This is a genomic window from Cellulomonas hominis, assembly GCF_014201095.1.
In the GTDB taxonomy this organism is placed as follows: Bacteria; Actinomycetota; Actinomycetes; order Actinomycetales; family Cellulomonadaceae; genus Cellulomonas; species Cellulomonas hominis.
Genome location: NZ_JACHDN010000001.1, coordinates 2,307,663 through 2,334,043 on the forward strand (window position 1 = coordinate 2,307,663; position 26,381 = coordinate 2,334,043).

21 protein-coding genes are annotated in these 26,381 nt (G+C 75.8%); 8 read left to right on the forward strand and 13 right to left on the reverse strand.

Annotation, left to right across the window (positions count from 1 at the left end):
- Window positions 1-96 precede the first annotated feature (96 nt).
- Together HNR08_RS10795 and cydC are read left to right on the forward strand one after the other, a co-directional pair.
- Entirely contained in the window at window positions 97-2,022 is a 1,926-nt protein-coding gene (locus HNR08_RS10795) for an ABC transporter ATP-binding protein/permease (RefSeq protein WP_146832794.1), read from the forward strand.
- Entirely contained in the window at window positions 2,019-3,794 is a 1,776-nt protein-coding gene (gene cydC, locus HNR08_RS10800) for a thiol reductant ABC exporter subunit CydC (protein ID WP_146832791.1), read from the forward strand. The genes HNR08_RS10795 and cydC overlap by 4 nt, the downstream gene beginning before the upstream one ends.
- A 41-nt stretch (window positions 3,795-3,835) precedes the next feature.
- Here cydC and trmB read toward each other — a convergent pair whose 3' ends face one another.
- The 5 genes from trmB to HNR08_RS10825 all read right to left on the reverse strand — a co-directional run bounded on the left by trmB (window position 3,836) and on the right by HNR08_RS10825 (window position 10,352).
- Window positions 3,836-4,603, reverse strand: coding sequence for a tRNA (guanosine(46)-N7)-methyltransferase TrmB (gene trmB / locus HNR08_RS21745; protein ID WP_146832788.1), 768 nt, complete (start codon window positions 4,601-4,603; stop codon window positions 3,836-3,838).
- Between the two features lie 47 nt (window positions 4,604-4,650).
- A complete protein-coding gene (locus tag HNR08_RS10810; RefSeq protein ID WP_146832785.1) occupies window positions 4,651-5,430 on the reverse strand; it encodes a VOC family protein in 780 nt (259 codons plus the stop codon).
- Window positions 5,431-5,570: 140 nt separating this feature from the next.
- A complete protein-coding gene (locus HNR08_RS10815) occupies window positions 5,571-6,956 on the reverse strand; it encodes a UDP-glucose dehydrogenase family protein (RefSeq protein ID WP_146832782.1) in 1,386 nt (461 codons plus the stop codon).
- Window positions 6,957-7,027: 71 nt separating this feature from the next.
- Window positions 7,028-8,743 carry a glycoside hydrolase family 26 protein gene (locus HNR08_RS10820; protein WP_221286345.1) on the reverse strand — a complete coding sequence of 572 codons (1,716 nt, stop codon included), beginning with the start codon at window positions 8,741-8,743 and terminating at the stop codon, window positions 7,028-7,030.
- Complete coding sequence (locus HNR08_RS10825; RefSeq protein WP_146832779.1) at window positions 8,736-10,352, reverse strand: glycosyltransferase family 2 protein; 1,617 nt, start codon at window positions 10,350-10,352, stop codon at window positions 8,736-8,738. Before HNR08_RS10825 ends, HNR08_RS10820 begins: the two co-directional genes overlap by 8 nt.
- A 621-nt stretch (window positions 10,353-10,973) precedes the next feature.
- On the opposite strand from HNR08_RS10825, the gene clpB reads away from it, so the two are divergent.
- Both clpB and HNR08_RS10835 read left to right on the forward strand, forming a co-directional pair.
- The gene (gene clpB, locus HNR08_RS10830) at window positions 10,974-13,580 is read left to right on the forward strand and encodes an ATP-dependent chaperone ClpB (protein WP_146832999.1); all 2,607 of its coding nucleotides are present in this window, start codon (window positions 10,974-10,976) and stop codon (window positions 13,578-13,580) included.
- An 86-nt stretch (window positions 13,581-13,666) separates the two neighbouring features.
- A complete protein-coding gene (locus HNR08_RS10835) occupies window positions 13,667-14,341 on the forward strand; it encodes a DedA family protein (RefSeq protein WP_146832776.1) in 675 nt (224 codons plus the stop codon).
- A 118-nt stretch (window positions 14,342-14,459) separates the two neighbouring features.
- Here HNR08_RS10835 and HNR08_RS10840 read toward each other — a convergent pair whose 3' ends face one another.
- Together HNR08_RS10840 and HNR08_RS10845 are read right to left on the reverse strand one after the other, a co-directional pair.
- A complete protein-coding gene (locus HNR08_RS10840; RefSeq protein WP_146832773.1) occupies window positions 14,460-15,554 on the reverse strand; it encodes an FAD-dependent oxidoreductase in 1,095 nt (364 codons plus the stop codon).
- Between the two features lie 180 nt (window positions 15,555-15,734).
- Window positions 15,735-18,008 (reverse strand): aryl-beta-d-glycosidase, encoded by a 2,274-nt coding sequence (locus tag HNR08_RS10845; RefSeq protein ID WP_146832770.1) that lies wholly within the window; start codon window positions 18,006-18,008, stop codon window positions 15,735-15,737.
- Between the two features lie 153 nt (window positions 18,009-18,161).
- On the opposite strand from HNR08_RS10845, the gene HNR08_RS10850 reads away from it, so the two are divergent.
- Window positions 18,162-18,761, forward strand: a complete 600-nt coding sequence (locus HNR08_RS10850; protein WP_146832767.1) for a TetR/AcrR family transcriptional regulator — start codon at window positions 18,162-18,164, stop codon at window positions 18,759-18,761.
- Between the two features lie 9 nt (window positions 18,762-18,770).
- Here the strand turns inward: HNR08_RS10850 and HNR08_RS10855 are convergent, their stop codons facing one another.
- From HNR08_RS10855 to HNR08_RS10865, 3 genes are read right to left on the reverse strand one after another with little or no spacing between them, the layout of a single operon-like run.
- A complete protein-coding gene (locus tag HNR08_RS10855) occupies window positions 18,771-19,415 on the reverse strand; it encodes a DUF4190 domain-containing protein (protein ID WP_246802890.1) in 645 nt (214 codons plus the stop codon).
- Window positions 19,412-20,239, reverse strand: a complete 828-nt coding sequence (locus tag HNR08_RS22345) for a DUF4190 domain-containing protein (RefSeq protein WP_146832764.1) — start codon at window positions 20,237-20,239, stop codon at window positions 19,412-19,414. Before HNR08_RS22345 ends, HNR08_RS10855 begins: the two co-directional genes overlap by 4 nt.
- Window positions 20,240-20,275: 36 nt before the next feature.
- A complete protein-coding gene (locus HNR08_RS10865; RefSeq protein ID WP_146832761.1) occupies window positions 20,276-21,073 on the reverse strand; it encodes an exodeoxyribonuclease III in 798 nt (265 codons plus the stop codon).
- A 106-nt stretch (window positions 21,074-21,179) separates the two neighbouring features.
- Here HNR08_RS10865 and HNR08_RS10870 point away from each other — a divergent pair, with 106 nt between their 5' ends.
- The gene (locus HNR08_RS10870; RefSeq protein WP_146832758.1) at window positions 21,180-21,956 is read left to right on the forward strand and encodes an SDR family NAD(P)-dependent oxidoreductase; all 777 of its coding nucleotides are present in this window, start codon (window positions 21,180-21,182) and stop codon (window positions 21,954-21,956) included.
- Window positions 21,957-21,991: 35 nt separating this feature from the next.
- Window positions 21,992-22,555, forward strand: a complete 564-nt coding sequence (gene pyrE, locus HNR08_RS10875) for an orotate phosphoribosyltransferase (protein ID WP_146832993.1) — start codon at window positions 21,992-21,994, stop codon at window positions 22,553-22,555.
- A 141-nt stretch (window positions 22,556-22,696) separates the two neighbouring features.
- Here the strand turns inward: pyrE and HNR08_RS10880 are convergent, their stop codons facing one another.
- Genes HNR08_RS10880 through HNR08_RS10890 form a run of 3 tightly spaced genes read right to left on the reverse strand, consistent with a single transcriptional unit; the run spans window position 22,697 to window position 25,084 of the window.
- Complete coding sequence (locus HNR08_RS10880) at window positions 22,697-23,509, reverse strand: YwiC-like family protein (protein ID WP_246802889.1); 813 nt, start codon at window positions 23,507-23,509, stop codon at window positions 22,697-22,699.
- A gap of 46 nt (window positions 23,510-23,555) precedes the next feature.
- Window positions 23,556-24,353 carry an HAD-IIA family hydrolase gene (locus tag HNR08_RS10885; RefSeq protein ID WP_146832754.1) on the reverse strand — a complete coding sequence of 266 codons (798 nt, stop codon included), beginning with the start codon at window positions 24,351-24,353 and terminating at the stop codon, window positions 23,556-23,558.
- A complete protein-coding gene (locus HNR08_RS10890) occupies window positions 24,350-25,084 on the reverse strand; it encodes a VTT domain-containing protein (RefSeq protein ID WP_146832751.1) in 735 nt (244 codons plus the stop codon). Before HNR08_RS10890 ends, HNR08_RS10885 begins: the two co-directional genes overlap by 4 nt.
- Before the next feature lie 90 nt (window positions 25,085-25,174).
- Here HNR08_RS10890 and purT point away from each other — a divergent pair, with 90 nt between their 5' ends.
- Window positions 25,175-26,380, forward strand: coding sequence for a formate-dependent phosphoribosylglycinamide formyltransferase (gene purT, locus HNR08_RS10895; protein ID WP_246802888.1), 1,206 nt, complete (start codon window positions 25,175-25,177; stop codon window positions 26,378-26,380).
- The last annotated feature ends 1 nt before the right edge of the window (window position 26,381 follow it).

A 26,381-nucleotide genomic window follows, 5' to 3' on the forward strand; every position in this document is an offset into this window, starting at 1 on the left:
CGGCGGTCCCGCACGGGCGTGTCGCGCCGGCGGTCCGCACGTGGCACCGTGTCCGGCGCGCCCCTTCCCCTCCCTCCTCGGCAAGGACGACCCCGCATGACCTCCCCCCGACCCTCCGGTCCCGCCCCCGCCGCCGGCCACCCCGGCGCGCGACCGGCGGCGCACCCCGGCGGGCGCCCGGGCGCGCACCCCGGAGCGCACCCCGGAGCCCATCCCGGGCGGCCCGGCTCCGGCCCCGCCCCCGAGCGCGCGCCCGGCGCCCCGGCCACGCCGCCCACGCCGCGCGCCGTCGTCCTCGTGCCCGCGGTCCTCACCTGGGTGGTCGCCGCGGCCACCACCGCCGCCTACCTGGCGCTCGGCGCCGTCCTGGACGCCGCGCGGGACGGGGCGGGCGTGCCGGGCGGGGCGGTCGCGGTGCTCGTCGGCGCGGTCGTCGTGCTGGCCGTCGCCGCGTTCACCGGCCCGCGGGTCAGCCTCGGCGCGGTCGGCCCGCGCGAGGCGGAGCGCCGCGACGTGCTGCTCGAGCAGGTCTTCCGGCTCGGAGTCGCGTTCCGCACGCAGGAGCGGTCCGGCCGGTTCGTGTCGACCGCCACCGACGGGGTCGAGCGCGCGGCGTCCTACGAGACCACCTTCCGGTTCCCGATCATCGCGTCGATGACCGTCCCGGTCGTCGCGCTCGTCGCGCTGGGCGCGGCCGTCGACTGGGTCGTCGCCGGCTGGCTCGCACTCGCGCTGCCCGCGATCCCGCTGCTGGTCGGCGGGTTCCAGCGCGCGTTCCGGGGCGTCTCGCTGCAGTACCGGATGACGTCCCGGCGGTTCGCCGCGCAGTTCCTCGACGCCATCCAGGGCCTGCCGACGTCCACGGCCTTCACCCGCGCCGCCGCGAAGGGGGCCGAGCTCGCGCGCTCGGCGGAGCAGCTGCGCCGGATGGTCATGCGCCTGCTCGCGCGCAACCAGCTGGTGCTGCTCGTCATCGACGCGTCGTTCTCGCTCGCGATGGTCACGGCCGCGGCCGGCCTGGCGATGCTGCGGCTGCGGGACGGAGCGATCACCCCGGGCCAGGCCGTCGCCGTGGTGCTGGTGTCGACCGTGCTGCTCGAGCCGCTCGACCGCGTCGGGCAGTTCTTCTACGTCGGCATGGGCGGGCGCGCCGCCGTCCGCGAGATCGAGGGCGTCCTGGACCAGCCGCCGGTCGCCGCCGACGCCCCCGGCGTGCGCGCCCCGGCCACCAGCACGCTCGCCGGCCCGCGGGGGACCGGGCAGGAGGCGCTGGCGCTCGACCACGTCTCGTTCGCGTACCCGGGCGGCCGCCCGGTCCTGGACGACGTCTCGTTCACGGTGCCGCGCGGCGGCCGGGTCGCGCTGATCGGGCCGTCCGGCTCGGGCAAGAGCACCGTCGCGGCGCTGCTCCAGGCGCACCTGCGGCCCGGCTCCGGCACGGTCCGGGTCGGTGGCCACGACGCCACCGAGGTCCCCGTGGCCTGGGTCCGGGCGCAGACCGCCGTCGTCGCGCAGTCGACCTACCTGTTCACCGGCACGCTGGCCGACAACCTGCGCCTCGCCGCGCCCGACGCGGACGACGACCTGCTCTGGCACGCCCTCGAGCAGGCCAACCTCGCCGACGACGTGCTGTCGTTCCCGGACCGGCTGGCCACCCGGGTCGGCGAGCGCGGCCTGTCGCTGTCGGGCGGGCAGGCGCAGCGGGTCGCCGTGGCCCGTGCGCTGCTCAAGGACGCCCCGGTCCTCCTGCTCGACGAGCCCACCAGCCAGGTCGACGCGGCCTCCGAGGCCGCGCTGGTCGAGGCGCTCGACCGCGCCGGCGACGGCCGCACCGTCGTGCTGGTCGCGCACCGGCTCAGCACCGTGCGCGGTGCCGACGAGGTCCTCGTCCTCGCGGAGGGCCGCATCGTCGAGCAGGGCCCGCCCGACCGGCTCGGCAGCATCGACTCCTACTACGCCCGCGCGCTCGACCTGTCCGGCCTCGCCGGCGCGCCGCTCGCCGCGCCGGAGGTGACCCGGTGACCGCCACGAGCCCCGCCCCGGCCCCCGCCCCGGCCCCCGCCCCGGCCCCCGCCCCGCCGCTCACCCGCGCCGCGATCTCCCGCCGCCTGGTCCGGTTCGGCCGCCCGGTGCTGCCGCCGCTCGCCGCGTCCCTGGTGTGCCGGGTGCTCGGGCAGGGCCTGGGCATCGCGCTGCTGGCCGTCGCCGCGTGGGGCGTCGCCCACGTCGCCGACGACCCGGCGGCCCCGGTCGCGCCGGTGGTCTGGACGCTCGTCGCGCTGTCGCTCGCCAAGGGCGTGCTCCGCTACCTGGAGCAGTTCACGGGTCACCTCGTCGCGTTCCGCGCGCTGGAGATGCTCCGCGTCGACTTCTACGACCGCCTCGCGCCGCAGTCCCCGGCCGGCGTCCTGTCCCAGCGCACCGGCGACCTGGTGAACCGGGCGACCAAGGACGTCGACCGGGTCGAGGTGTTCTTCGCGCACACCCTGGTCCCCGCCGTGGCGGCCGTGGTCGTCCCGGCCGGCGTGCTCGTCGTGCTGGCGGTCGGGTACGACCCGCTGCTCGCGCTGGTCCTGCTGCCGTTCCTCGTCCTGGTCGGCGCCGTCGTCCCCGCCTGGGGCCGGGAGCCGAGCGCCGCCGCCGCGACCGGCGTCCGCGCCGCGCGGGGCCGCCTCGCGCAGCTCGTCACCGAGTCGCTGCAGGGCATCCGCGAGGTGCTCGCCTCGGGTGCCGCCGACCGCCGCCGGGTCGCCGCCCGGGAAGTCGCCGGGGACGTCTCCGCGGGGCTCGGCACGCTCGCGGCCTGGACGGCGCGCCGGCGGGCGGCGAACTCCGTCCTGCTGGTCGCCGCCGTCGCGACGGTCGCCCTGGTCGCCGCCGGCCGGGTGTCCGCGGGCGCGCTGGACTGGCCGTCCTCCGCCGTCGCGGTCGTGCTCGCCCTCGCGGTGTTCACCCCCGTGCTGGCCGTCGAGGACGTCGCGCCCGACCTGGAGCAGGCGTTCGCGGCGGCCCGGCGCATCTGGCGGGTCACCGACGCCGCCCCGGCGACGACGTCGCCCGCGCACCCGGTCCCGCTGCCGGACGGCCCGCTCGACATCCGGTTCGAGGGCGTCGCCTTCGCCTACCCGGCGGCGGACGCCGACGACGCTGACGCGTCGGCCCCCGCCGCCCCGCCGCGCCGGGTGCTCGACGGCGTGGACCTCCACGTCCCCGCCGGCAGCACGACCGCCGTCGTCGGCTCGTCCGGCTCCGGCAAGTCGACCCTGGTCAACCTGCTGACCCGCGCGTGGGACCCGGACGCCGGCCGGGTGCTGCTCGGCGGCGTCGACGTCCGGGACGTCGACCTCGACGACCTGCGCCGGCACGTCGCCGTCGTCGGCCAAAGCACGTACCTGTTCAACGACACCCTGGCCGCGAACCTGCGCCTCGCCGCCCCGGACGCCACCGACGCCGAGCTCGAGGCCGCCTGCCGGCGCGCCGCCCTGCACGACGCGGTCGTCGCGATGCCGGACGGGTACGGCACGCGGGTCGGCGAGATGGGGGAGCGGCTGTCCGGCGGGCAGCGGCAGCGGGTCGCGATCGCGCGGGCGCTGCTGCTCGACGCGCCGGTGCTCGTGCTCGACGAGGCCACCAGCCAGCTCGACGTCGCGACCGAGGCGGAGATCCAGGACGCGCTGGCCGAGGTGTGCCGGGGACGGACGGTGCTGGTGATCGCGCACCGCCCCGGTGCGGTGCGGACGGCGGACCGGGTGCTGCGGATCGACGACCTCGCGGCGGACGCGGGCGGGGCCTGACCCGCCGGGACCGCGCGCTCGGTGCCCGGAGGCGCCCGCTGTCAGGCCGTCCGGGTCGCGATGACGTCCCGGACGGCCCGGCCCGCCGCGAGCCCGCGACGCTCGAACCGCGTCACGGGCCGGTGCTCCGGGCGGGGGGCGTACCCGCCGTGCGGGTTCGTCAGCCCGGGGTCCGCGTCGACCACCTCGAGCATCTGCTCGGCGTACGGCTCCCAGTCCGTCGCGCAGTGCAGCGTCCCGCCGACGGTGAGGCTGCTGCGGAGCAGCGCGACGTGCGCCGGGGCGATGATCCGCCGCTTGTGGTGCCGGGCCTTCGGCCAGGGGTCCGGGAAGTACACGTGCACCGCGTCGAGCGAGTCCGGGGCGAGCACGCGGCGCGCGAGGTCGAGCGCGTCGCCGTGCGCGACCCGGACGTTCGTGAGCCCCTGCTCGTCGAGCATCGCGACCAGGTTCGCGATGCCGGGCAGGTGCGCCTCGACCGCCAGGTAGTCGCGCCCCGGGTCGGCGGCGGCCATGACGACGGTCGCGTCGCCCATGCCGGAGCCGATCTCCAGGACGAGCGGCGCCTCCCGGCCGAAGAGCGCGGCGGCGTCGAGCGTGCCGTCCGGGCGGGTCGGGGGCAGGCCGAGCTCCGGGTCGTGCACGGAGAACCCGTACCGCGGCCACAGGCGCTCGAGGGCGTCGGTGCGCCGCTCGCCGAGCGTCGCCCGCCGGGGGTGGAAGGTGCGGATCGGCTCGCCCTCGGCCTTCGGGGCGTGCCGGAACGCGTCGCCGGGCCGCGGCGTGGCCGGGTCGTCGGAGGTACGCACGGCGTCGAGGGTAGCCGCGCCCGCCCCGGCCCCCGGACGCGCCGCGGTCACCCGGCCGGCGGGCTGCTCGGCTCGTCCGTGGACATCAGCCAGAACCGCTCCCCGAACGGCCCGGTGATGCCCGCGAGCCGCCCGTACTCCGTGTCCTGCGGCTCGGAGGACACCGCCCCGCCGAGCCGGACGGCGGCCGCCGCGGCGGCGTCGGTGTCGGTGACGGCGAAGTACACGGCCCACTCGGGGCGCTCGGCGGGGCCGCCGATGCCGCCGACGGTCCGCCCGCCGGCCTCGGCGGTCGTGTAGTCGAAGCCGGGCGCGCTCATGTCGGTGTACGTCCAGCCGGCGACCGACCCGTAGAACGCGCGGGCGGCGGCCGGGTCCGCGGACATGTGCTCGTTCCAGGTCATCGCCCCGGGCTCGTTCACGACCTGCGCGCCGACGGAGGTCCCCGCCTCCCACAGCGCCACGGGCGCGCCGACGGGGTCGACCACCACCGCCATCCGGCCGTACCCCATGACGTCCATGACGGGCGCGAGCACCTGGCCCCCGGCCGCGGCCGCGCGGTCCGCGGTGGCCACGGCGTCGGAGGTCGCGAGGAACGTCAGCCAGGCGACGGGCGCGTCGGGCCCGCCGGGCAGGTAGCCGCTGAGCGCGGCGGTGTGCCGGCCGCCGACGACGCCCTGGCTGTAGAACCCGGTCTCCTCGGGCCCGACCTCCCACTCCCAGCCGAGCAGCCCGCCGTAGAACTGCCGGCCGAGCCCGAGGTCGGGGACCGAGAGCTCCGCCCAGCAGGGGGTGCCGTCGGCCCAGGGCTGCTCGTGCACGCTCATGCTCGTCCTCCCCGGACGCCGGGGCCGGGGGTCCCCGGCCGCTCCCGCCATCCCAGCACCGGGCACCGGCACGCGGAAGGGGGCGCCCCCGCGGTCCCCGCGCGCGGACCGCCGGGACGCCCCCGACCGGTGGCCGCCCGTCAGGCGGCGGTCCGCCCCAGGCCGGCGAACTGCCACCCGGCGTCCCGCCAGCGCGCGGGGTCGAGCTTGCCGCGCGCGTCGATCACCCGGGGCGTCGAGGTCAGGCCGGCGAGCTTCTCGCTGTCCGCCTGCACGAACTGGTCCCACTCGGTGAGGACCAGGACGACGTCGGTGCCCTCGACGGCCTCCTCGACGGAGGTGGCGTACGACAGGGTCGGGAACGACCGCCGCGCGGTGTCGCCCGCCTCGGGGTCGTACACGGTGACCTGGGCGCCGCGCAGGTGCAGCGCCGCCGCGACGTTGAGCGCGGGGGAGTCCCGCACGTCGTCGGTGTGCGGCTTGAACGCCGCGCCCAGCACGCCGATCCGGTGGTTCAGCACCGACCCGCCGCACGCCTCGACCGCGAGGTCCAGGACGCGCTCGCGCTGGCCCATGTTGATCTCGTCCACCTGCTGCAGCAGGGCCGACGCCCGGTAGGCGCCGAGCTCGTTGGCGCGGTGCATCAGGGCACGGATGTCCTTGGGCAGGCAGCCGCCGCCGAACCCGAGCCCGGCGTCGAGGAACTGCCGGCCGATCCGGACGTCGTGGCCCAGGGCGTCTGCGAGCACGGTGACGTCGGCGCCTGCGGCCTCGCACACGGAGGAGATCGCGTTGATGAACGAGATCTTCGTCGCGAGGAACGCGTTGGCGCTGACCTTCACCAGCTCGGCGGTCGGCAGGTCGGTGACGACGACGGGCGTGCCCTCGGCGATGGGCCCGGCGTACACCTCGCGGAGCGTGGCCTCGGCGCGGGCGCTGGTCCCGCCGAGGACGACCCGGTCGGGGTGCAGCGTGTCGTCGACGGCCTTGCCCTCGCGCAGGAACTCCGGGTTCCAGACGAGCTCGACGTCCACGCCCGCGGGCGCCTGCTCGGCGACCAGGGTGCGCAGCCGCGCGGCGGTGCCGACCGGGACGGTGGACTTGCCGACGATCAGCGCGTCCTTGGTGAGGTTCCGGGCGATCGTCGTCGCGGCGGACTCGACGTAGGCGAGGTTCGCGGCGTGGCTGGTCTTCATCTGCGGGGTGCCGACGCAGATGAAGTGCACGTCGCCCCAGGCCGCCGCGGCGGCGAGGTCCGCCGTGAACCGCAGACGGCCGGTCGCGAGGTGCTTCTCCAGCAGCGGGTCCAGCCCGGGCTCGTAGAACGGCACCTTGCCGGCGGCCAGGGCGTCGACCTTGCCCTGGTCGGTGTCGGCGCCGAGGACCTCGAAGCCGAGCTCGGCCATCGCGACGGCGTGGGTGGCGCCGAGGTAGCCGGTGCCGAACACGCTGATCCGCAGCGGGGACCGCCCGGGCTCGGCGGGCTCCGCGGGGACGGCGGCTGCGGAGGGGGACGCGTCGTGCATGGGGGTGCTCCTCACGGTGGGGCGCTGGGCGCGGGCGGTGCGGGCGGGTCGGGCGGTGCGGGCGCGGCGGGTCACGGGGTCGCCGCCGGGGTGGGGCTGGGCGCGGCCGACGGGGTGGCGGTCGGCGCCGGCGTGGGCTCGGGCGTGGTGGTGGGCACCGGCGTCGCGGTGGGCGTCGGCTCCGGCGTCGGCTCGGCCGCGGCCGTCGTCGCGGCCGGCGCGGGCTCCGCGGGCTCGGCGGCCGCCGCGGTCGCGAGCGCCTGCCCGCCGAACCGCCGCGCCGGGTCCGCGATGCCGGTGCGGAAGGCCTCGAGGCTGTTCGCCCGCGAGTCCACCCGCCAGTCGTTGGTGGCGAGCTGCCCGTCGACGTAGGTGGTCACCGCGAGGTTGAACCACGCGAGGCCGATGACGTCGTCGTTCGCCCCCGGGTCGAAGCCCTGGAAGAACGACCGCACCCACGCGGGCTTGGTGCCCCCGATCTCGGACGCGCCGACCTCGGCGAGCAGGATCTTCTTGTCGGTGATGGCGCGCAGCTGCTCGAGCGTGCGTCCGTAGGTGTAGTCGAAGGTGGAGTCGTTCTCCGCCTTGAACGGCGGGCGCTGGTAGCCGGACACGCCGACCCAGTCCACGTACGCGTCGCCGGGGTACAGCGCCTCGAGGAACGCCGGGTCCTGGAACCGCGACGGCAGGTTGTTCACGATGTTCGGCGCCCAGACCCAGATGACGTACTGGTTCGCGCCCGCGGCCTCGAAGACGTCGTGCACGTGCTGCCACATCCGCACGTAGTCGCCCACGCCGTTGCCGTTGATGGGGGCGCCGGCCGAGGTCTGCTCCGCCCACGGGTACCAGGTGGAGTTCATCTCGTGGTCCAGGCGGATCGCGAGCGGCAGCCCGGTGGCGACGATGTCCTGCGCGTACTGCGTGAGGTAGGCGTCGAAGTCGCCGGCGATGATCTTCGGCAGGCTGTACTCGGGCTCGTCCACCACGTCGTTCTGCGACCCGATGGGCCGCGACTCCCACGTGAGCATCGGCATCAGCCCGCGCTCCCAGGCCCGGGTGACGGCGTTGGCGCGGAAGCGCTCGTCCCAGCCGCCGAAGTAGCCGACCATGTTCTGCGACCGGCCGACGCTCTGCGCGGCGTCGTCGAACGTCGCCCAGTTGAACGGGGCCTGCTCGGTGTACATGCCGAAGTAGCGGGTGGCCGGGTCGAGCAGCGCGGCCCGGCTCGGCGCGGCCGGCTTGGCGGGGCCGGCCGGCGGGGCGGCGGGGTCGTCGGCGACCGGGGTGGACGGGTTGTTCGGGCGGTCCCCGCGGGTGCCCGCGGTGACGGTGCCGCCGCCCGCGGCGGACGAGCCGGCGGTGCGGCGCCCGGAGCCGGTGGACCGCGAGGAGCCCGAGGACCCGGTGCCCTGCTCGGCCTGCTCCTGCTGGGCGGCGTCGGCCTCGCGCTGGGCCTGCGCCGCGGCGCGGTCCTCCTCGCCCTTCTTGCGGGCGGCCTGCTCGTCGCCCAGGACGTCGCGCAGCGCGTCGGTCTGCGACCGGCTCGTGTGCAGCTGCGCCTCGAGCTCGGCGTTCCGCTCCCGGAGCGCGAGCTCCGCGGCGGTCGGCTCGTCCGCGTCGGCCCCGACGAGCGAGGACACGGCCGGGGTGTTCCAGACGACCAGCGTGACGGCCAGCAGCCCGGCCACGACGGCCGCGGTCGCGATGCGCGCGCGCACGGTCATCCGGCCCATCGTGGGCGCCCACCAGGCCTTGCCGGTGGGGGTGGGGGTCGGTGCGTCAGACATAGAGCAGTGCCTCCAGGGCGAACAGGACCACGGCGATGCCGTAGGGGATGGCCGCGAGGGGGTTGAGCCGGCGGCGGGCCGGCGCGGGGGCGGGCGTGCGGGCGTGCCGGCGCGTGGCGTCAGCCACCGGGGCTGCGGCGCCGCGCGGGGCGGGCGCCGCGGCCGGGGCGGTGCCGCCGGCCTCGGCGGAGCGCTCGGGCGCCCCGACCGGGACGGGCACGGCGGTGCCGCCGTGGTCGCGCTGCGTCGGGAACGGGCGGTCCACGACGTCGACCGGCGCGGGCCGGCTCATGAGGTCGAGCTCGGCCGCGAGCGTCGGCCGCTCGTGCTGCGCGGCCGGTGCGGCCTCCGCGCCCGGGTCGCCGCCGGCGTAGGCCCCGGCGCGGGTGCCCCAGCCGGACGCGTGCGCCATCCGCAGGAACCCGAGCAGCCGGACCGGCATGAGGAAGAACGTCGAGACGATGATGAACACCGGCAGCCGGAAGAAGTCGCTCGGGACCTCCTGCAGGTGCCGGATCTGCCGGATCGCCATGGACAGCACCGAGGACACGACCATCAGCGCGATGACCCAGAACCAGCCGGCCTGGGCGCCGTAGGTCTCGAGCATCGCCTCGTAGAGGTTCACGCCCGTGCCGCTCACCGACCGGTAGACCCACCCGGCGATCGTCCCGACCAGCAGGAACGGCAGGATGATGTCCGCGAGGAAGAAGATCGACAGCACCGGGGCGTGCCCGAGCATCCAGGGCAGCATGCGCAGGGTGTTGTACTGGCTGCCGCGGGCCCAGCGGAGCTGCTGCTTGAAGAGCTTCTTCACCTGCAGCGGGGCGTCCGTGTAGACGAGGCTCGTGTGCTGGTAGACGGTCCGGTAGCCCTGCTTGAGCGTGAGGTTCGTCAGCGTCCGGTCGTCGGAGACCTCGAGGAACACGCCCATGAACCGCTGGGTCATGAAGTCGTGCATGACCTCCATGAGGATGTGCCGCCGGAAGGCGATGGTGCGGCCCGGCAGGCAGCCCACCTGGCCGAGCACCGACTGCGCGGGCATCGAGTACAGGGACCGGGAGTTCTCGAGCCAGTCCGCCCAGCGGGTGATCCAGGAGCGGGTCGGCTCGAGGATGCGCTGCCGGGTGGTGACGCCGCCGACGTTCGCGTCCGCGAAGGGCTTGACCAGCTCGGACAGCGTGCCGGGCGTCCAGACGGTGTCGGAGTCGAGGAGCACGGTGATGTCGTGCTTCGACATCTCGGTGCCGATCTTCACGGCGTTGCGCTTGCCCGGGATCGGGGTGTGCACCCAGCGCACGAGCGGCGCGAACTCGTCGCAGACCTGCTCCAGACCGGGGTTCCGCGCGCCGTTGATGACGACGATGACCTCGTCCGGCTGCTGCTCGGTCACGCGCGTGAGGACGTCGCGGAACAGGTCGAGCGGCTCGTCCACGACGGGGACGATCACGCTGGTGGTCTCGTGGTGCTCAGCGACCCACGGGCGGTACCGACGGGACAGGCCGACCTTGAGCAGCCAGAGCGCCCAGACGAGGGCGGAGAAGACTGTGAACAGGTAGAGCTCGGCCTGCTCGTCGAGCATGTGCCGGATCTGCAGGATGAAGATGAACATCGCTCACCTCGGGGCCGGGGGTGGGGCCAGCGGCGACGGTGACGCGGCGAGGACTGGGGGCCAGCGAGGGCCGGGAGGGTCGGGCGGTGGTGCTCGCTGTGACTGGCGAACGGGCGGTCGTCGGACCGGATGTCACCCGTTCGGACGGGTGGCGACGTGGTCGGCGGGTCGTTCCTGTGAGTCGGTGGTGCCCCTCGTGGGAGTGGTCCCAGAGTGTTCGCCCGGGTCCGCCGAGCGCAACTCCCCGCACGCAATCCGGGCACCGAATGTGAGATGGATCACTGACCGCATGGGTGGTATGTCCGGATATGCGCAGATCAGAACCGTGCAGTTCGGACATGCCCGATCAATCGCGTCGGACCTCCGATGCCGCTGGTCAGGTCACGGACGCTCCGGCTGGGCCCCCGGGGCACGGGGGCGGCGCGCGGTGAACATCGTCACAACCCCGAGTGACGCGAGTCAGAGTCATGACTGGACATGACACGCGTCATGCGATCCGGCGTGACCCGGGGTGACCCTCCGTGCGGCCCTCTCGGCTCGACGCGCAGAGTTGAGCGGAATAGGCTCAACTTCGGAGCGGTTGCACCGCACGGAACCAGACACCGAAGCACGGAGGGGATGTTGGACGCGAAGCTCACCACCAAGTCGCAGGAGGCCATCGGCGACGCCATCCAGCAGGCGTCCGCGGCGGGGAACCCGCAGCTCGAGCCGGCCCACCTGCTGAACGCGCTGCTCGCCCAGGAGGGCGGGGTGGCGAACGGCCTGCTCGACGCGGTCGGCGCCGACCGCGGGGCCCTGGGTCGCGCCGTGCGCGCGATCCTCGTGAACCTGCCCGCCGCGAGCGGCTCGTCCGTGGCGCAGCCCACCGCGTCGCGCGCGACCGCCGCCGCGATCGAGGCCGCCTCCGCCGAGGCCAGGACGCTCGGGGACGACTACGTGTCGACCGAGCACCTGCTGCTCGGGCTCGCCGCCGGTCAGACCGGCGTCGCGGACGCCCTGCGCGCCCAGGGCGCGTCCCGCGACGCGCTGGCCGCCGCGCTGCCGTCCGTCCGCGGGTCGGCGCGCGTGACCAGCCCGAACCCCGAGGGCACGTACAAGGCGCTCGAGCAGTACGGCGTCGACCTCACCGAGCGCGCCCGGGACGGCAAGCTCGACCCGGTCATCGGCCGCGACGCCGAGATCCGCCGCGTCATCCAGGTGCTGTCCCGCCGGACCAAGAACAACCCGGTGCTGATCGGCGAGCCCGGCGTCGGCAAGACCGCCGTCGTGGAGGGCCTCGCGCAGCGCATCGTGGCCGGCGACGTGCCGGAGTCCCTGCGCGGCAAGCGCCTGGTCTCCCTGGACCTCGCGGCGATGGTCGCCGGCGCGAAGTACCGCGGCGAGTTCGAGGAGCGGCTCAAGGCCGTCCTGCAGGAGATCACCTCGTCCGAGGGCGAGGTCGTCACCTTCATCGACGAGCTGCACACCGTCGTCGGGGCCGGCGGCTCGGGCACTGAGTCCTCACTGGACGCCGGCAACATGCTCAAGCCCATGCTGGCCCGCGGCGAGCTCCGGCTGGTCGGCGCCACGACGCTGGACGAGTACCGCGAGCGGATCGAGAAGGACCCCGCCCTGGAGCGCCGGTTCCAGCAGGTCTTCGTCGGCGAGCCGTCGGTCGAGGACACCGTCGCGATCCTGCGCGGGCTCAAGGAGCGGTACGAGGCGCACCACAAGGTGACGATCGCCGACGCCGCCCTGGTCGCCGCCGCCGCGCTGTCCGACCGGTACATCACCGGCCGCCAGCTCCCGGACAAGGCCATCGACCTGGTCGACGAGGCCGCGTCCCGGCTGCGGATGGAGCTCGACTCGTCCCCGGTCGAGATCGACGAGCTGCAGCGCGCCGTCACCCGGCTGGAGATGGAGGAGGTCGTGCTGTCCGAGGCCGACGACCCCGCCTCCGCCGAGCGGCTGGAGAAGCTGCGCGCCGACCTGGCCGACCGCCGCGAGGAGCTCGCCGGGCTCACCGCGCGCTGGGAGAAGGAGAAGGCCGGGCACAACCTGGTCGGCGACCTCAAGGCGCGCCTGGACGAGCTGCGCTCGGCGGCGGACCGGCTGCTGCGCGAGGGCGACCTCGCGGGCGCCGCGCGCCTGCAGTACGGCGAGATCCCGGCCGTGGAGAAGGAGATCGCGGAGGCCGAGGCCAGCGAGCGCGCGGCGGACGCCGCGGTCGCCGCCGACACCCCGATGATCGCCGACAAGGTCGGCCCGGACGAGATCGCCGAGGTCGTGGCGATGTGGACCGGCATCCCCGCCGGGCGGCTGCTCGAGGGGGAGACCGCGAAGCTCCTGCGCATGGAGGAGGTCATCGGCCAGCGCCTGATCGGCCAGCGGGCCGCCGTCGCCGCCGTGTCGGACGCCGTGCGCCGCTCGCGGGCGGGCATCGCCGACCCCGACCGGCCGACCGGGTCGTTCCTGTTCCTCGGCCCGACCGGCGTCGGCAAGACCGAGCTCGCCAAGGCGCTCGCGGACTTCCTGTTCGACGACGAGCGCGCCATGGTCCGGATCGACATGTCCGAGTACGCCGAGCGGCACTCCGTCGCGCGCCTCATCGGGGCGCCCCCGGGGTACGTCGGCTACGAGGAGGGCGGCCAGCTCACCGAGGCCGTCCGGCGGCGCCCGTACTCCGTGCTGCTGCTGGACGAGGTGGAGAAGGCGCACCCCGAGGTGTTCGACATCCTGCTGCAGGTGCTCGACGACGGCCGGCTCACGGACGGGCAGGGGCGCACGGTGGACTTCCGGAACGTCATCCTCGTGCTGACGTCCAACCTCGGCTCGCAGCACCTCGTGGACCCGCTGCTCGACCCGGAGCAGCGGCGGGCGGGCGTGATGGAGGCCGTGCGGGCGGCGTTCAAGCCGGAGTTCCTCAACCGGCTCGACGACGTCGTCCTGTTCGACCCGCTGTCGCTCGAGGAGATCACCCGGATCGTGGACCTGCAGGTCGCGTCGCTCGCGGCGCGGCTCAAGGACCGCCGGCTCACGCTCGACGTCGACCCGGCCGCCCGCGAGTGGCTGGCGATCGAGGGCTTCGACCCGGCGTACGGCGCCCGGCCGCTGCGCCGCCTGGTGCAGCGCGAGATCGGCGACCGGCTCGCCCGGATGCTGCTCGCCGGCGAGGTGCACGACGGCGACACGGTGCGGGTCACCCGCCCGGCCGACGACACCCCCGGCCTGGTGCTCAGCCGGGCCTGAGCGCCCCGCGCGACGCCCGCCCCGCCCCCGCGGCCGGGCGGGCGTCGTCGCGCCGGGCGACCCTCCCCGTGCGACGATCGAACGCGATGAACGCCGCCCTCGCCGCCCTGACCGCCGCCGCCCCGGGCTCCGGCACGTCCGAGCTGACGGGGCTGGCCGGGTGGGTGGTGAGCGTCGTGGAGGCCCTCGGCCCGGTCGGCGTCGGCCTGCTGGTGGCGCTGGAGAACCTGTTCCCGCCCATCCCGTCCGAGGTCGTGCTGCCGGTTGCCGGGTACGTCGCGAGCCAGGGCGAGATGAACCTGGCCGGTGCGATCGTCGGGGCCACCGCCGGCGCGGTCGCCGGGGCGTGGGCGCTGTACGGGCTCGGCGCCTGGCTCGGCCGGGAGCGGTTGCGCCGGTGGCTGGCGCGGGTCCCGCTGATGGAGGTCGAGGACCTCGACCGGGCCGAGGCGTGGTTCGACCGGCACGGCGGCGCCGCGGTGCTGATCGGCCGGTGCGTGCCCGTCGTGCGCTCGCTCGTGTCCGTCCCGGCCGGGCTGGAGCGGATGCCGCAGACCCGGTTCCTGCTCTACACCGCCGTCGGCAGCGCCGTGTGGAACACCCTGCTCATCGTCGCGGGGTACGTCCTCGGGGCGCAGTGGGAGGACGTCGGCCACTACTCCGACTACATCAACTACGCCGTGTACGCGGCGATCGCGTTCGTGGTGATCCGCTTCGTCTGGACGCGCCTGCGCCGCCGCCGCCTCGCCGCCCGCCCCTGACCGCGCCGGTCCCGGACCGGGCGGCGCCGAGGTCGTCGGTTGCGCCGGTCGGCCGGGTGCGTGACCGACGACCTCGGGCTGGACCGACGACCTCGGCGGGCGGGGCGCCGGGCACTGCTCAGCCGAAGAGCTCGGCCATCGCGGTCGAGTAGAGGTCCGCGCCCTTGATGCGGCTGGTCTCCTCCGCGCCGAGGATGCGGTGCGCGCCCTCCTCGTCCGTCACCTGGGAGGCGCCGCCGCTGCGGCCCAGCGGCAGCACGATCCGCTCCGGCGCCGGCGCGTACGTCGCGGACGGCGCCTCGCCGGCGATCGCGGCGCGGATGTTCTGCGCCACGACGGCTGCGTGGTCCCGGGCCGCGGAGGCGCGCTTGGACTCCGGCACGTCGGTGATGTCGCCGACCGCGTACACCGTCGGGTGCCCGGCCAGGGCGAGCGTCGGGTCGACCCGCACCTCGCCGAGCCCGTTGCGCGCGTCCGCGAGGTCGCCGGCCAGGTAGTCGCTCGCCGGCAGGTTGCCGTAGCAGCGGAACCACATCTGCGCCTCGATGCGCTCGCCGGCCTCGGTCTCGACGGCGAACGGCTCGTGGACGCCCACGTCGACCGGCGGCAGGTAGCCGAGCCGCGAGCCGAACACGAACCGGACGTCCCGGCCGTCGAGCTGCTCGTGCACGGCCGCGCGCAGCTCAGGCAGGTAGTCGCCGCTGGTCAGGGCGTCGTGGGCCTGGTCGACGACCGTGATCGCCAGGTGCGGGTAGGAGTCGAGCAGCTCCCCGACGAGCTCGAGGCCGACCGCGCCGGCGCCGACCACCAGCACGCGCTCGGCCCGCTCCAGGCCCTCGCGCATCCGGGCCAGCCGGGCCTGCGCCACGCGGGTCTCCGCCTCGATGAACTTCGCGGGGAAGGGGTAGGACGTCCCGGTCGCGAGGACCAGGTAGTCGGCGTCCAGCGACGTGCCGTCCCCGAGCTGCACGCCCGCGGAGGTCGCCCGCTCGACGCGCTGCTGCACGACCCGCCCGCGCTCGAGCAGCCGGTCGTACGGGAAGAAGACCCGGGACTCCCACACCGGGTCGACCGCCGCGCGCAGCGCGGCCGACGCGTGGACGAAGGCGTCCTTCGGCTCGACCAGCACCACCTCGGCCACGTCGTCCAGCAGGGAGGCGACGCGCGCCCCGCCGTACCCGCCCCCGACCACGACGACCCGCGGTGCTGCCATGTCCGTGCCTCCCTCGCCCGTCCGGCCGCGCCCCTCGCGGACCGGTGCGTCCACCCTCTCACCTGGGCCGTCGCGGCGTCCGGGACCCACGGCCCGCCGCGCGCTGTGATGCCCGCCGCACCGGACGCCGCAGGCCCGACGCGCCGGGTGCGCGACGGGCCTGCGGGGACGGCCGAGGCCTCAGGCGGTCCGGGACCGCGCGACCAGGGCGTCGAGCCCGTCGAGGTCGAAGCCGCCCATCCCGAAGCTCGCGACCACGCGCATCGGCATGTCGCCCATCATCGCGAGCATGGTGGCGTCGAGCCGGGCCGTGGCCTCGCCGAACGCCGACCCGAGCAGCTCCTTGCCGACCGGGTGCGCCAGCCACTCGTTCACGGTGCCGTCGGCGGTGAGGTCGCCCCACAGCGGCTCCCCGGCGACGGCGACCTCGGCGGTGCCCCGGATGTCCCGCGAGGAGGCGCCGACCTCGACGACCGTGCGGCCGCCGCCGACGACCCAGCGGCGCAGCCCCGGGTGCCAGTACGACAGGTCGCGCGCGCCGAGCGTGAACGTCAGCGTCCGGGAGGCGCCCGGCTCCAGCGTCACCTTGGCGAACGCCTTGAGCTCGCGGACGGGCCGCAGCACGGCCGCCTCCGGGTCGCCGACGTACACCTGGACGGTCTCGGCGCCGGCGCGCGCGCCCGTGTTGGTCACGGTGACGCGCACCTCGACCGACGACCCCGCGCCCTCGCCCGACACCGTCGCCGCGACGTCGGAGTAGCCGAACGTCGTGTACGACAGGCCGTGGCCGAACGGGTAGGCGACGTCGACCAGGCGGGTGTCGTACCAGCGGTAGCCGATCAGCACGCCCTCGCCGTACCGGACGTGCCCGTTGTCGCCGGGGAAGTTCCCGAACGCCGGGGTGTCCTCGACGCGGTGCGGGATGGTCTCGGCGAGCTTGCCGGACGGGTTGCGGACGCCGAGCAGCAGGTCCGCGACGGCCGAGCCGCCCGCCTGCCCGCCCAGCCAGGTCTCGAGCACCGCCGCCGCGGAGTCCTGCCACTCGACGGACACGGCCGAGCCGTTCGCCAGCACGACGACGACCCGGTCGTTCACCTCGGCCACGGCGCGCAGGACGGCGAGCTGGTTCGCCGGCAGGCCGAGGTGCGTGCGGTCGTAGCCCTCGGACTCGTCCGGGGCGGGCAGGCCGAGGAACAGCAGCACGGTCCCGGCGCCGCGGGCGGCGGCCACGGCCTCGGCCAGCAGAGCGGCGTCGTCGGCGTCCTGCGACCCCTCGACCCCGGCGACCGAGAACCCGGCCGTGAACGGCAGGTCCACGCCCGTGACGGTGCGCAGCGCGGTGAGCGCGTCGTCCAGACGGGTCGGGTTCACCTGCGAGGAGCCGGCGCCCTGGTAGCGCGGCGTGCGCGCGAACTCCCCGATCACCACGGCCTCCGCGGCGGCTTCCGTGGACAGCGGCAGCACCGGGGCCCCGCCGACCGCGGCGTTCTTGAGCAGCACGGACCCGTCCGCGGCGGCCTCGCGGGCCAGCGCGTGGTGCGCCTCGACGTCGACGGTGCCCGGCTCGGCGAGCGCCGGCTGGGCCTTCGCGATCATCGTCAGCACCCGGCGCACCGCGACGTCGAGCACGGCCTCGTCCAGGGTGCCGTTCTTCACCGCGTCGACGACGAGGGCGTCGGTGCGCCCGCCGGTGGCCGGCATCTCGAGGTCCAGCCCGGCGGCGAGCGCGGCGACCCGGTCGACGACGGCGCCCCAGTCGGACACGACCAGGCCCTCGAAGCCCCACTCGTCACGCAGCACCTCGGTGAGCAGCCAGTGGTCCTGCGACGCGTAGGTGCCGTTGATCCGGTTGTACGAGCACATGACCGTCCACGGCCGGGCGCGCGTGACGACCCGCTCGAAGGCCGGGAAGTAGATCTCGCGCAGGGTCCGCTCGTCGACGTCGGAGGAGACCCGCATGCGGTCGGTCTCCTGGTTGTTCGCGGCGTAGTGCTTGAGCGACGTCCCGACGCCCTCGGACTGGATGCCGGCGACCAGGGCCGCGCCGAGGTCGCCGGCGAGCGCCGGGTCCTCGGAGAGGTACTCGAAGTTCCGCCCGCACAGCGGCGAGCGCTTCATGTTCACGCCGGGGCCGAGCAGCACGGCGACCTCGTTGCCGCGGGTCTCCCGGCCCAGCGCGCGGCCCACGCGGTCGAGCAGGTCGACGTCCCAGGTGGACGCCAGGGCGGCGGCGGGCGGGAAGCAGGTGGCGGGCACGGAGTTCCCGATGCCCAGGTGGTCGGCGCTCTCGGCCTGCTTGCGCAGCCCGTGCGGGCCGTCGGTGACCATGACCTCCGGCACGCCCAGGCGCTCGACGCCCTCGGTGTGCCAGAAGTCGGAGCCGGACGTCAGCGCGGCCTTCTCCTCCAGGGTGAGCTCGGCCAGGACACGCTCGACGTCGAATGCGACGGACATGCGGCACCTCCTCGTGCGATCGGTTGGCGCCAGCCTACCCCCATTGCCGACCGAGTGGTCGGGTTTCCTGAGGTCGCCCCGGCGCTGCGGCGGCCTGTGAGACCCTGGCGCCGGGCACCGGCCGGGTGCCCGCCGTCGGCAGGGGGGCGCGAGATGTCGGTCGAGGTGCAGCGGGGCTACGCCAAGGGGCGCGCGAAGCGGCGCGAGATCATCGACCAGGCGATGGCGATGTTCGGTGAGGCGGGCTACCGCGGGGCGTCGCTCCGCGAGATCGCCGCCCGGTGCGGGATCTCCCACCCGGGGCTGCTGCACCACTTCCCGACCAAGGAGTCGCTGCTGCTCGCGGTGCTCGAGCACCGCGACGAGGTGGACAGCGCCTGGGTCGTCGCGGACGAGGAGGACGCGCTCAGCGGGCTGCGCCGCCTGGTCGACCTGGTCGCCCGGAACGCCGCCCGGCGCGGCATCGTCGAGCTCTACGCGGTGCTGTCCGCGGAGGCCACGTCCGCCGACCACCCCGCGCACGCGTACTTCCAGGAGCGGTACCGCGGGGCGCTCGAGGCCACCGGGACCGCCTACCGCCGCGCCGCCGACGCGGGCGCCCTGCGCGAGGGCGTCGACCCCGCCGTGGCCGGCGTCGAGCTCATCGCGCTCATGGACGGCCTGCAGGTCCAGTGGCTGCTCGACGACGGCCGCACGGACATGGCCGGCGTCGTGCGCGCGCACGTCCAGGCGCACCTGGACGTCCCGCTCTGACCCGGCGCGTCAGCCGCCGGCCTGCGCCGAGCCCGACGCCGGCGCCGGCGGCACGACGAGGCACAGGCCCGTGCGGTCGCCGCGCGCCCACGACGCCTCGGTGGGCGACCACGCCACCATCCGCCGGCCCTCGGCGCGCTCGGCGTCCGTGAGGTCGCACGCCGCCGCGACCCGCTGCGCCGCCGCGTCCGCCCCCGGCCACGGGACGTCGCCGAAGTCGTAGGACGTGACCACCTGGGCGGCGTGCGCGTCGGCGCAGGGGACCACCCGGACCCGGTCGACGCGCCCGTCCGCCGGCAGCTCGCCGAGGCAGTTGCCGGTCACGAGCTGCACGGCGTGCGCGTCGACCGGCGCGGCGACGTCGGCGGCCAGCGGCCGGGTGGCGGCGGCGGTCGCCACGGCCGCGGCGATCGTCGCCAGCCACGCCAGCGTGCCGACGACCCCGAGCACGACGCCCGCGGTCGCGAGGCCCCGGCCGCGGAGCCCGCCCGGCCGGGTGCGCCGCAGCCCCGCGATCCCCAGGCCGAGGGCCACCGGCCCGAGCCCGAGGACGCCGGTCACCAGCGACGCGACCGCGACCCCGTCCGTGCGCGCGGGCGGCGGGGCCCAGCCGGGCGCGTAGTACGGGTCGGGGTAGGCGAACCGGTCGGTCACCGCGGCGCCGCGCCCGCGACCGCGTGCAGCACCGGCCCGAGCACCACGCCGGCGTCCGCGTTCGTCATCCAGCTCGACGAGGTGCTCGAGCCCGCCACCACCGCGACCATGAGGACGAGGAACGCCAGCATGAACGCCGTGACGATCCCTCCGACGACGATCCCGGCGATCGCCAGGCCGCGGCCCTGCGCTCCGGTCCGGCGGATCCGGCGCAGCGCGGCGATGCCCAGGCCCAGGCCGACCGGGGCGGTGAGGTAGACGAGGAAGCTCGAGCACGACAGGACCAGCGACGCGATCGCGAGGCCGTCCGTGGCGGGAGCAGCCGGCGGGGCCCAGGTGCCGTAGGGGGCGTAGGCCACCGGCTGGCCGCCGACGGGGGCGGCGTAGGGGGTGCCGTAGCCGGGCTGGGCGGGGGAGTAGCCCGGCTGGGCGGCGCCGTAGCCCGGCTGCGTGGCGCCGTAGCCGGCGGCGGCGCCACTCGGCGTCGCGCCGTACCCCGGTGCCGCGCCGTACCCCGGCGTCAGGCCGTACCCCGGCGCCGCGTCGTACCCGGAGGTCGCGTGGGAGCCGGGCGCGTCGCCGCCGTACGTGGCCCCGTACCCCGGCGGCGCTCCCTCCGGCGCCCCGTACGGCGACGTCGGGGCGGCGTCGCGGACGGCGTACGGCGAGGCGTCCGCAGGCGGGGCCGGGAGCCGGGCCTCGTACCCCGACGGGGCCGGCGCGGCGGGGGTCGCGGGGGCGTCACCCCAGCCCGACCCGGTGCCGGGCGCGGCGAACGGGCGGTCGGGTCCGGGCGCCGGCGCACCCTGCTCGGGCGAGGTCATGCGCAGAACCTAGCGGAGCGTCGCGGTCGCCGGGGGTCAGGCGGCGTCGGCGACGTCCAGCACGACCGGCACGTGGTCCGAGGGCGCCTTGCCCTTGCGCTCGTTCCGCTCGATGGTGGCGCCGGTGACGCGGACGGCCAGCGCGGGCGACGCCCAGGTGAAGTCGATGCGCATGCCCTCGTTCCGGGGGAACCGGAGCTGCTGGTAGTCCCAGTAGGTGTACGTGTGCTCGGCCGGCACGTGCTCGCGGGACACCTCGGTGTACCCGGCGGCGGCGAACGCGGCGAACGCCTCCCGCTCCGCGGGGGTGACGTGCGTGCGCCCGGCGAACAGGCCGATGTCCCACACGTCGGTGTCGAGCGGCGCGACGTTCCAGTCCCCGACGAGGGCCACGGGCAGCGCGGGGTCCTCCTCGATCCACCGGCCGGCCTCCTGCCGCAGGGCCTCCAGCCAGCGGAGCTTGTAGTCGAAGTGCGGGTCGCCGACCTCGCGCCCGTTCGGGATGTACAGGCTCCACACCCGCACGCCACCGCAGCTCGCCCCGAGCGCGCGCGCCTCGGTCACCGGGTCCTCGCCCCAGCCCGGCTGCCCGGCGAACGCGTGCTCGACGTCCGTGATGCCCACCCGCGACGCGATCGCGACGCCGTTCCACTGGCTGAACCCGCTGGTGACGACCTCGTAGCCCGCGGCCTCGAACGCCTCGCGGGGGAACTGCTCGTCCTTGCACTTCGTCTCCTGCATGGCGAGGACGTCGGTGCCGGAGCGCTCCAGGAAGGCGATCACGCGGTCGACGCGGGTGCGGACGGAGTTCACGTTCCAGGTGGCGAGGCGCATGCCCGGCACGGTACCGGCCGCCCCCGACACGCCCGCAACCGGTCGGCGGGCCCCTCCGGGCGCGTACCCGGCGACAGACCCGCGGCCCCGTCCGTAGGGTGGCGGCATGGGAACCGCACTGATCACGGGCGCCAGCGCCGGCCTGGGGCTCGAGTTCGCGTGGCAGCTCGCCACCGCGCGTCACGACGTCGTCCTGGTGGCCCGGGACGGCGAGAAGCTCGAGCGGCTCGCCGCCCAGCTGCGGGCCGCCGCGGGCGTGCACGCCGAGGTGCTGCCGGCCGACCTGACCGACCGGGCCGACCTCGAGCGGGTGGCCGGGCGGCTGCGCGCCGCCGAGCGTCCGGTCGGCCTGCTGGTGAACAACGCCGGCAACGGCCTCGGGCAGCGGTTCGTCGGCGGCGACCTGGCCCTCGAGGAGGCCTCGCTCGACCTCATGGTCCGCGCGGTGCTCGTCCTCTCGCACGCCGCGGCCGGGGCGATGGTCGAGCGCGGGCGCGGGGCGATCCTCAACGTGGCGTCGATCGCCGCGCTCACGGCGGGCGGCACGTACTCCGCGGCGAAGGCCTGGGTCCGGAGCTTCACCGAGGGCCTGGCCGTCGAGCTCGTCGGCACCGGCGTGACCGCCACCGCGCTGTGCCCGGGCCTGACGCACACGGAGTTCCACGAGCGCGCCGGCCTGAGCGGGGCGGAGTCCTACCCCGAGGTCGCGTGGCTGTCCGCGGACCGCGTCGTCGCGACCGCGCTCGCGGACGTCCGCCGGGGTGCGGTGATCTCGACGCCGAGCCTGCGGTACCAGGTCGCCTCCGGGCTGCTGCGGACCCTGCCGCGGTCGGTGGTGCGCCGGCTCGGCGAGGCCCGGCGCGACCGCGTGGTCGGTCCCTGACCGCGGCTACCCTGGCGGGCGTGACGAACTCCCCGATGTCCCCGACCCCGCGCGAGCAGCTGCGCGACCTGATCGTCGAGCTCGCGGTCGTCCGCGGCCGGGTCACGCTGTCCTCGGGCCGCGAGGCCGACTACTACGTCGACCTGCGCCGCGTGACGCTGCACCACCGCGCCGCCCCGCTCATCGGCCACGTGCTGCTGGACCGGCTGGAGGAGGTCGGGCTGGGCACCGCCGACGTCGAGGCGGTCGGCGGGCTGACGCTCGGCGCCGACCCCGTCGCGACCGCCCTGCTGCACGCCGCGGCGTCCCGGGGGCAGGACCTGGACGCGTTCGTGGTCCGCAAGGAGGCCAAGGCGCACGGCATGCAGCGCCGCATCGAGGGCCCGGACATCGCGGGCCGGCCGGTCGTCGTGCTGGAGGACACCTCCACGACGGGCGGCTCCCCGATCGCGGCGCTCGAGGCGGCCCGCGAGGCCGGTGCCGACGTGCGCGGCGTCGCGGTGATCGTCGACCGGGGCACCGGCGCGCAGGAGAGGATCGAGGCGCTCGGCGTCCCGTACCACTACCTCTACGACCTCGCGGACCTCGGCCTCGCCTGACCTCGCGCCCGCCCGCCGAGATCGGTCCTCCCGCCCCAGATCGGTCGGTACGACGACTGATCTCGGCGCGAACGACCGATCTCGGCGGAGGAGAGGCCGATCCGGGCGCCGGCGGTCGAGCCGGCGGCGCGGTCCGGACGGTCAGACCGCGGCCAGGGTGACGGCGGTGACCGCCAGCGTCGCGACGACCTCGCCCGCCCCGATCACCGCCGGCCGCACCCGGCCGCGGCGCGGCAGCACGGCCGCCCGGAGCAGCAGCGCCCACGCCAGCAGCACGAGGGCCCACCCGGTGGCCCCGCCCGGGCGGCCGAGCGCCGCGAGCACCAGCGCCGCCGCCACGAGGGCGCCGTGGTACCCGGTGGACAGCCGGTAGGTGCCGGGGCGGTCGCGCTCGCGGATCATCGACTTCACGTACGGGACCGTCCCGACCAGGTACGCCGCGAGCAGCCCGGTCGCCGCCCACGCCGCGCCGTCGTCCGCGCCGGGCGGCCACCAGCCGGTCACCGGCTCGCCGAGCCCGGCGGCGACCACGGTCAGCAGCGCCGCCGCCGCGATCGTCACGAGGTCGTTGCCGTACGACCGGTCCTCGCGCCGGGCGGCGTAGCGCAGGCTCAGCCCCAGCAGCACCGCGTACACCGGCGCCCACCGGAGCAGCGCGGGGTGGGTGGCGAGCAGCGTCCCGCCGAGCAGGGCCGTCGCGACGCCGTACCCGACGACCGGGCCCCGGTAGCGCGACCTGCGGCCGGACCGCAGCCACTGGGTCGCCGCGAAGTAGGCGCAGTACGCCGCCAGCCAGGCGACGAGCAGCAGCGCGTGCCACCCGGTCGGCCCGGCGACGAGGGCACCCACCACGGGCGGGGCGACGACCATCGCCCAGGCGCCGTGCTGGTTCGGCACCCAGCCCCGGGGGATCCGGCGGCGCTTCGCGGCGGGGCGCGCGGTCGGGCGGGTCACCCCGGCATCCTCCCCGGGCGCGCGCCCGGGGCGTGGGACCGAGGGCTCAGGCGGGCCCCGCCGCCCACTCGGGCACGCGGTCGACCAGGTCCGCGATCGAGTCGAGCACCTGCGTCGGCCGGAACGGGTACCGCTGGACGTCCTCGGGCCGGGTCGAGCCGGTGAGCACGAGGAACGTCCGCAGACCCGCCTCGATGCCCGCCACGACGTCGGTGTCCATCCGGTCGCCGACCATCGCGGTGGTCTCGGAGTGCGCGTCGATCCGGTTGAGCGCGGACCGGATCATCATGGGGTTGGGCTTCCCGACGAAGTACGGCTGCCGCCCCGTCGCCGCCGTGATCATCGCCGCCACCGCGCCGGTCGCGGGCAGGTCGCCCTCCTGGCTCGGGCCGGTGACGTCCGGGTTGGTGGCGATGAACCGCGCGCCGCCCTGGACCAGCCGGATCGCCCGGGTGATCGCCTCGAACGAGTACGTGCGCGTCTCGCCCAGCACGACGAAGTCGGGGTCGGCCGAGGTCAGCGTGTAGCCCGCCTCGTACAGGGCGGTCGTCAGGCCGGCCTCGCCGATGACGTACGCCGAGCCGCCGGGCATCTGGTCGACGAGGAACTGCGCCGTCGCCAGCGCCGACGTCCACAGGGACTCCTCGGCCAGGTCGATGCCGGACCCCGCGAGCCGCGCGCGCAGGTCGCGCGGCGTGAAGATCGAGTTGTTCGTCAGCACGAGGAACGGGTGGTCCCCGTCGCGCAGCGCCCGCACGAACTCCGGGGCCCCGGGCAGCGCCACGCCCTCGTGCACCAGCACGCCGTCCATGTCGGACAGCCAGGACGTGATCGGGCGGGTCACTGGTCGAAGGCCTTGCGCTCCACCTCGGCGCGCTCGGCGGGCTCGTCGTACGCCGCGAGCCGCTTCGCCTCCCGCCGCCCCCGCAGCACCTCGATGGCGATCGGGACCACCGAGATGAGCACGATGAGGACGAGCAGCACCTCGATGTTGTCCTTGACGAACGTGACGTTGCCCAGCACGTAGCCGAGCAGCGTGACCCCGACGCCCCACAGCAGCGCGCCGACCACGTTGAACGACACGAAGTGCCGGTAGCTCATCTTCCCGACGCCGGCCGCGACCGGGGCGTAGGTCCGCACGATCGGCACGAAGCGCGCCACGATGATCGTCCGGCCGCCGTACTTGTCGAAGTACTTGTAGGTCTGGTCGATGTACTGCTGCTTGAAGAACCGCGAGTCGGGCCGGCTGAACAGCCGCGGCCCGGCCTTGTGCCCGATGAGGTACGCGAGCTGGTCGCCGAGGAACGCCGCCGCGAACAGGAGCAGGCACAGCAGCCAGAGGGGGAAGTCGAGCTCCTTGTGCGCGACGAGCATGCCCGCGGTGAACAGCAGGGAGTCGCCCGGCAGGAACGGGAACAGCAGTCCCGTCTCGATGAAGACGACGATGACGATCCCGATCAGCGCGTACGAGCCGAACGAGGAGATGAGGTTCTCCGCGTCGAGCCAGTCCGGCAGGAGCGCGGGCTGGGCGCCGAGGGCGGGGAGCGTGGCCGCGAGCGCGGTCGACAGGGGCATGGTGACCAGCGTACGACGGCACCCGTGGGACCCCCGGTCGTCCGGTGTGCAGTTCCTGTGCGGGTGTCCGGGTGCGGGAGGATGGCGGCCGTGACGACCACCGGCACCCTCGGCACCCCCCTGACCCCCGGCGCCACCCGCGCGCTGCTGCTCGGCTCCGGCGAGCTCGGCAAGGAGGTCGCGATCGAGCTGCAGCGCCTCGGCGTCGAGGTCGTGGCCGTCGACCGGTACCCGGACGCCCCGGCGATGCAGGTCGCGCACCGGGCGCACGTCGTCGACATGCTCGACCCCGCGGCGCTGCGCGCGGTGCTCGACACGGAGCGCCCGCACGTCGTGGTCCCGGAGATCGAGGCGATCGCCACCGAGGTGCTCGCGGACGTCGAGGCCGCCGGGGTCCGCGTCGTGCCGACCGCCCGCGCCACCCGGCTCACGATGGACCGCGAGGGCATCCGGCGGCTCGCGGCCGAGGAGCTCGGGCTGCCGACCTCGCCGTACCGGTTCGTCGACTCCCTGGCGGATCTGCGGGCCGCCGTCGCCGAGGTCGGGCTGCCGTGCGTCGTGAAGCCGGTGATGTCGTCGTCCGGCAAGGGCCAGTCGGTGGTCCGCGGGGAGGGCGACGTCGAGGCCGCGTGGGCCGCCGCGCAGACCGGCGGCCGGGCCGTCGCGGACGCGGGCGGCGCGGTGCGGGTGGTCGTCGAGGGCTTCGTCCGGTTCGACTCCGAGATCACGCTGCTCACCGTCCGGCACGCCGGCGGCACGACGTTCTGCGACCCGATCGGCCACGTGCAGGTCGACGGCGACTACCGGGAGTCCTGGCAGCCCGCGCCGCTGCCGCCCGCGACGCTCGCGGAGGCCCGGCGGGTGTCCGCCGCGGTCACGGAGGCGCTCGGCGGCTGGGGCGTGTTCGGCGTCGAGCTGTTCGTCGTCGGGGACCGGGTGCTGTTCTCGGAGGTGTCCCCGCGCCCCCACGACACGGGCCTCGTCACGCTCGCGTCCCAGGACCTGTCGGAGTTCGCCCTGCACGCGCGCGCCGTGCTCGGGCTGCCCGCCGGGGACGTGCTCCTGCTCGGCCCGGCCGCGTCGTGCGCGGTGCTCGCGGAGGGCACCGGGGTCCCGCGGTTCGACGGCGTGGACGCGGCGCTCGCGGTGCCGACCGCGCAGGTGCGGCTGTTCGGCAAGCCGTCCGTCGCGGGCCGGCGCCGGGTGGCGGTCACCGTCGCGCGCGGCGCGGACGTCGCGCAGGCCCGCGAGCGGGCCCGGGGCGCCGCGGCGGCGTTGTCGGTCGAGCTGGACTGAG

Coding starts and splice junctions, on each gene's coding strand:
- HNR08_RS10795 (WP_146832794.1), top strand. CDS start 97: ATGACCTCCCCCCGACCCTCCGGTCCCGCCCCCGCCGCCGGCCACCCC.
- HNR08_RS10810 (WP_146832785.1), bottom strand. CDS start 5,430: ATGAGCGTGCACGAGCAGCCCTGGGCCGACGGCACCCCCTGCTGGGCG.
- HNR08_RS10815 (WP_146832782.1), bottom strand. CDS start 6,956: ATGCACGACGCGTCCCCCTCCGCAGCCGCCGTCCCCGCGGAGCCCGCC.
- HNR08_RS10820 (WP_221286345.1), bottom strand. CDS start 8,743: ATGTCTGACGCACCGACCCCCACCCCCACCGGCAAGGCCTGGTGGGCG.
- HNR08_RS10825 (WP_146832779.1), bottom strand. CDS start 10,352: ATGTTCATCTTCATCCTGCAGATCCGGCACATGCTCGACGAGCAGGCC.
- HNR08_RS10835 (WP_146832776.1), top strand. CDS start 13,667: ATGAACGCCGCCCTCGCCGCCCTGACCGCCGCCGCCCCGGGCTCCGGC.
- HNR08_RS10840 (WP_146832773.1), bottom strand. CDS start 15,554: ATGGCAGCACCGCGGGTCGTCGTGGTCGGGGGCGGGTACGGCGGGGCG.
- HNR08_RS10845 (WP_146832770.1), bottom strand. CDS start 18,008: ATGTCCGTCGCATTCGACGTCGAGCGTGTCCTGGCCGAGCTCACCCTG.
- HNR08_RS10850 (WP_146832767.1), top strand. CDS start 18,162: ATGTCGGTCGAGGTGCAGCGGGGCTACGCCAAGGGGCGCGCGAAGCGG.
- HNR08_RS22345 (WP_146832764.1), bottom strand. CDS start 20,239: ATGACCTCGCCCGAGCAGGGTGCGCCGGCGCCCGGACCCGACCGCCCG.
- HNR08_RS10865 (WP_146832761.1), bottom strand. CDS start 21,073: ATGCGCCTCGCCACCTGGAACGTGAACTCCGTCCGCACCCGCGTCGAC.
- HNR08_RS10870 (WP_146832758.1), top strand. CDS start 21,180: ATGGGAACCGCACTGATCACGGGCGCCAGCGCCGGCCTGGGGCTCGAG.
- pyrE (WP_146832993.1), top strand. CDS start 21,992: ATGTCCCCGACCCCGCGCGAGCAGCTGCGCGACCTGATCGTCGAGCTC.
- HNR08_RS10890 (WP_146832751.1), bottom strand. CDS start 25,084: ATGCCCCTGTCGACCGCGCTCGCGGCCACGCTCCCCGCCCTCGGCGCC.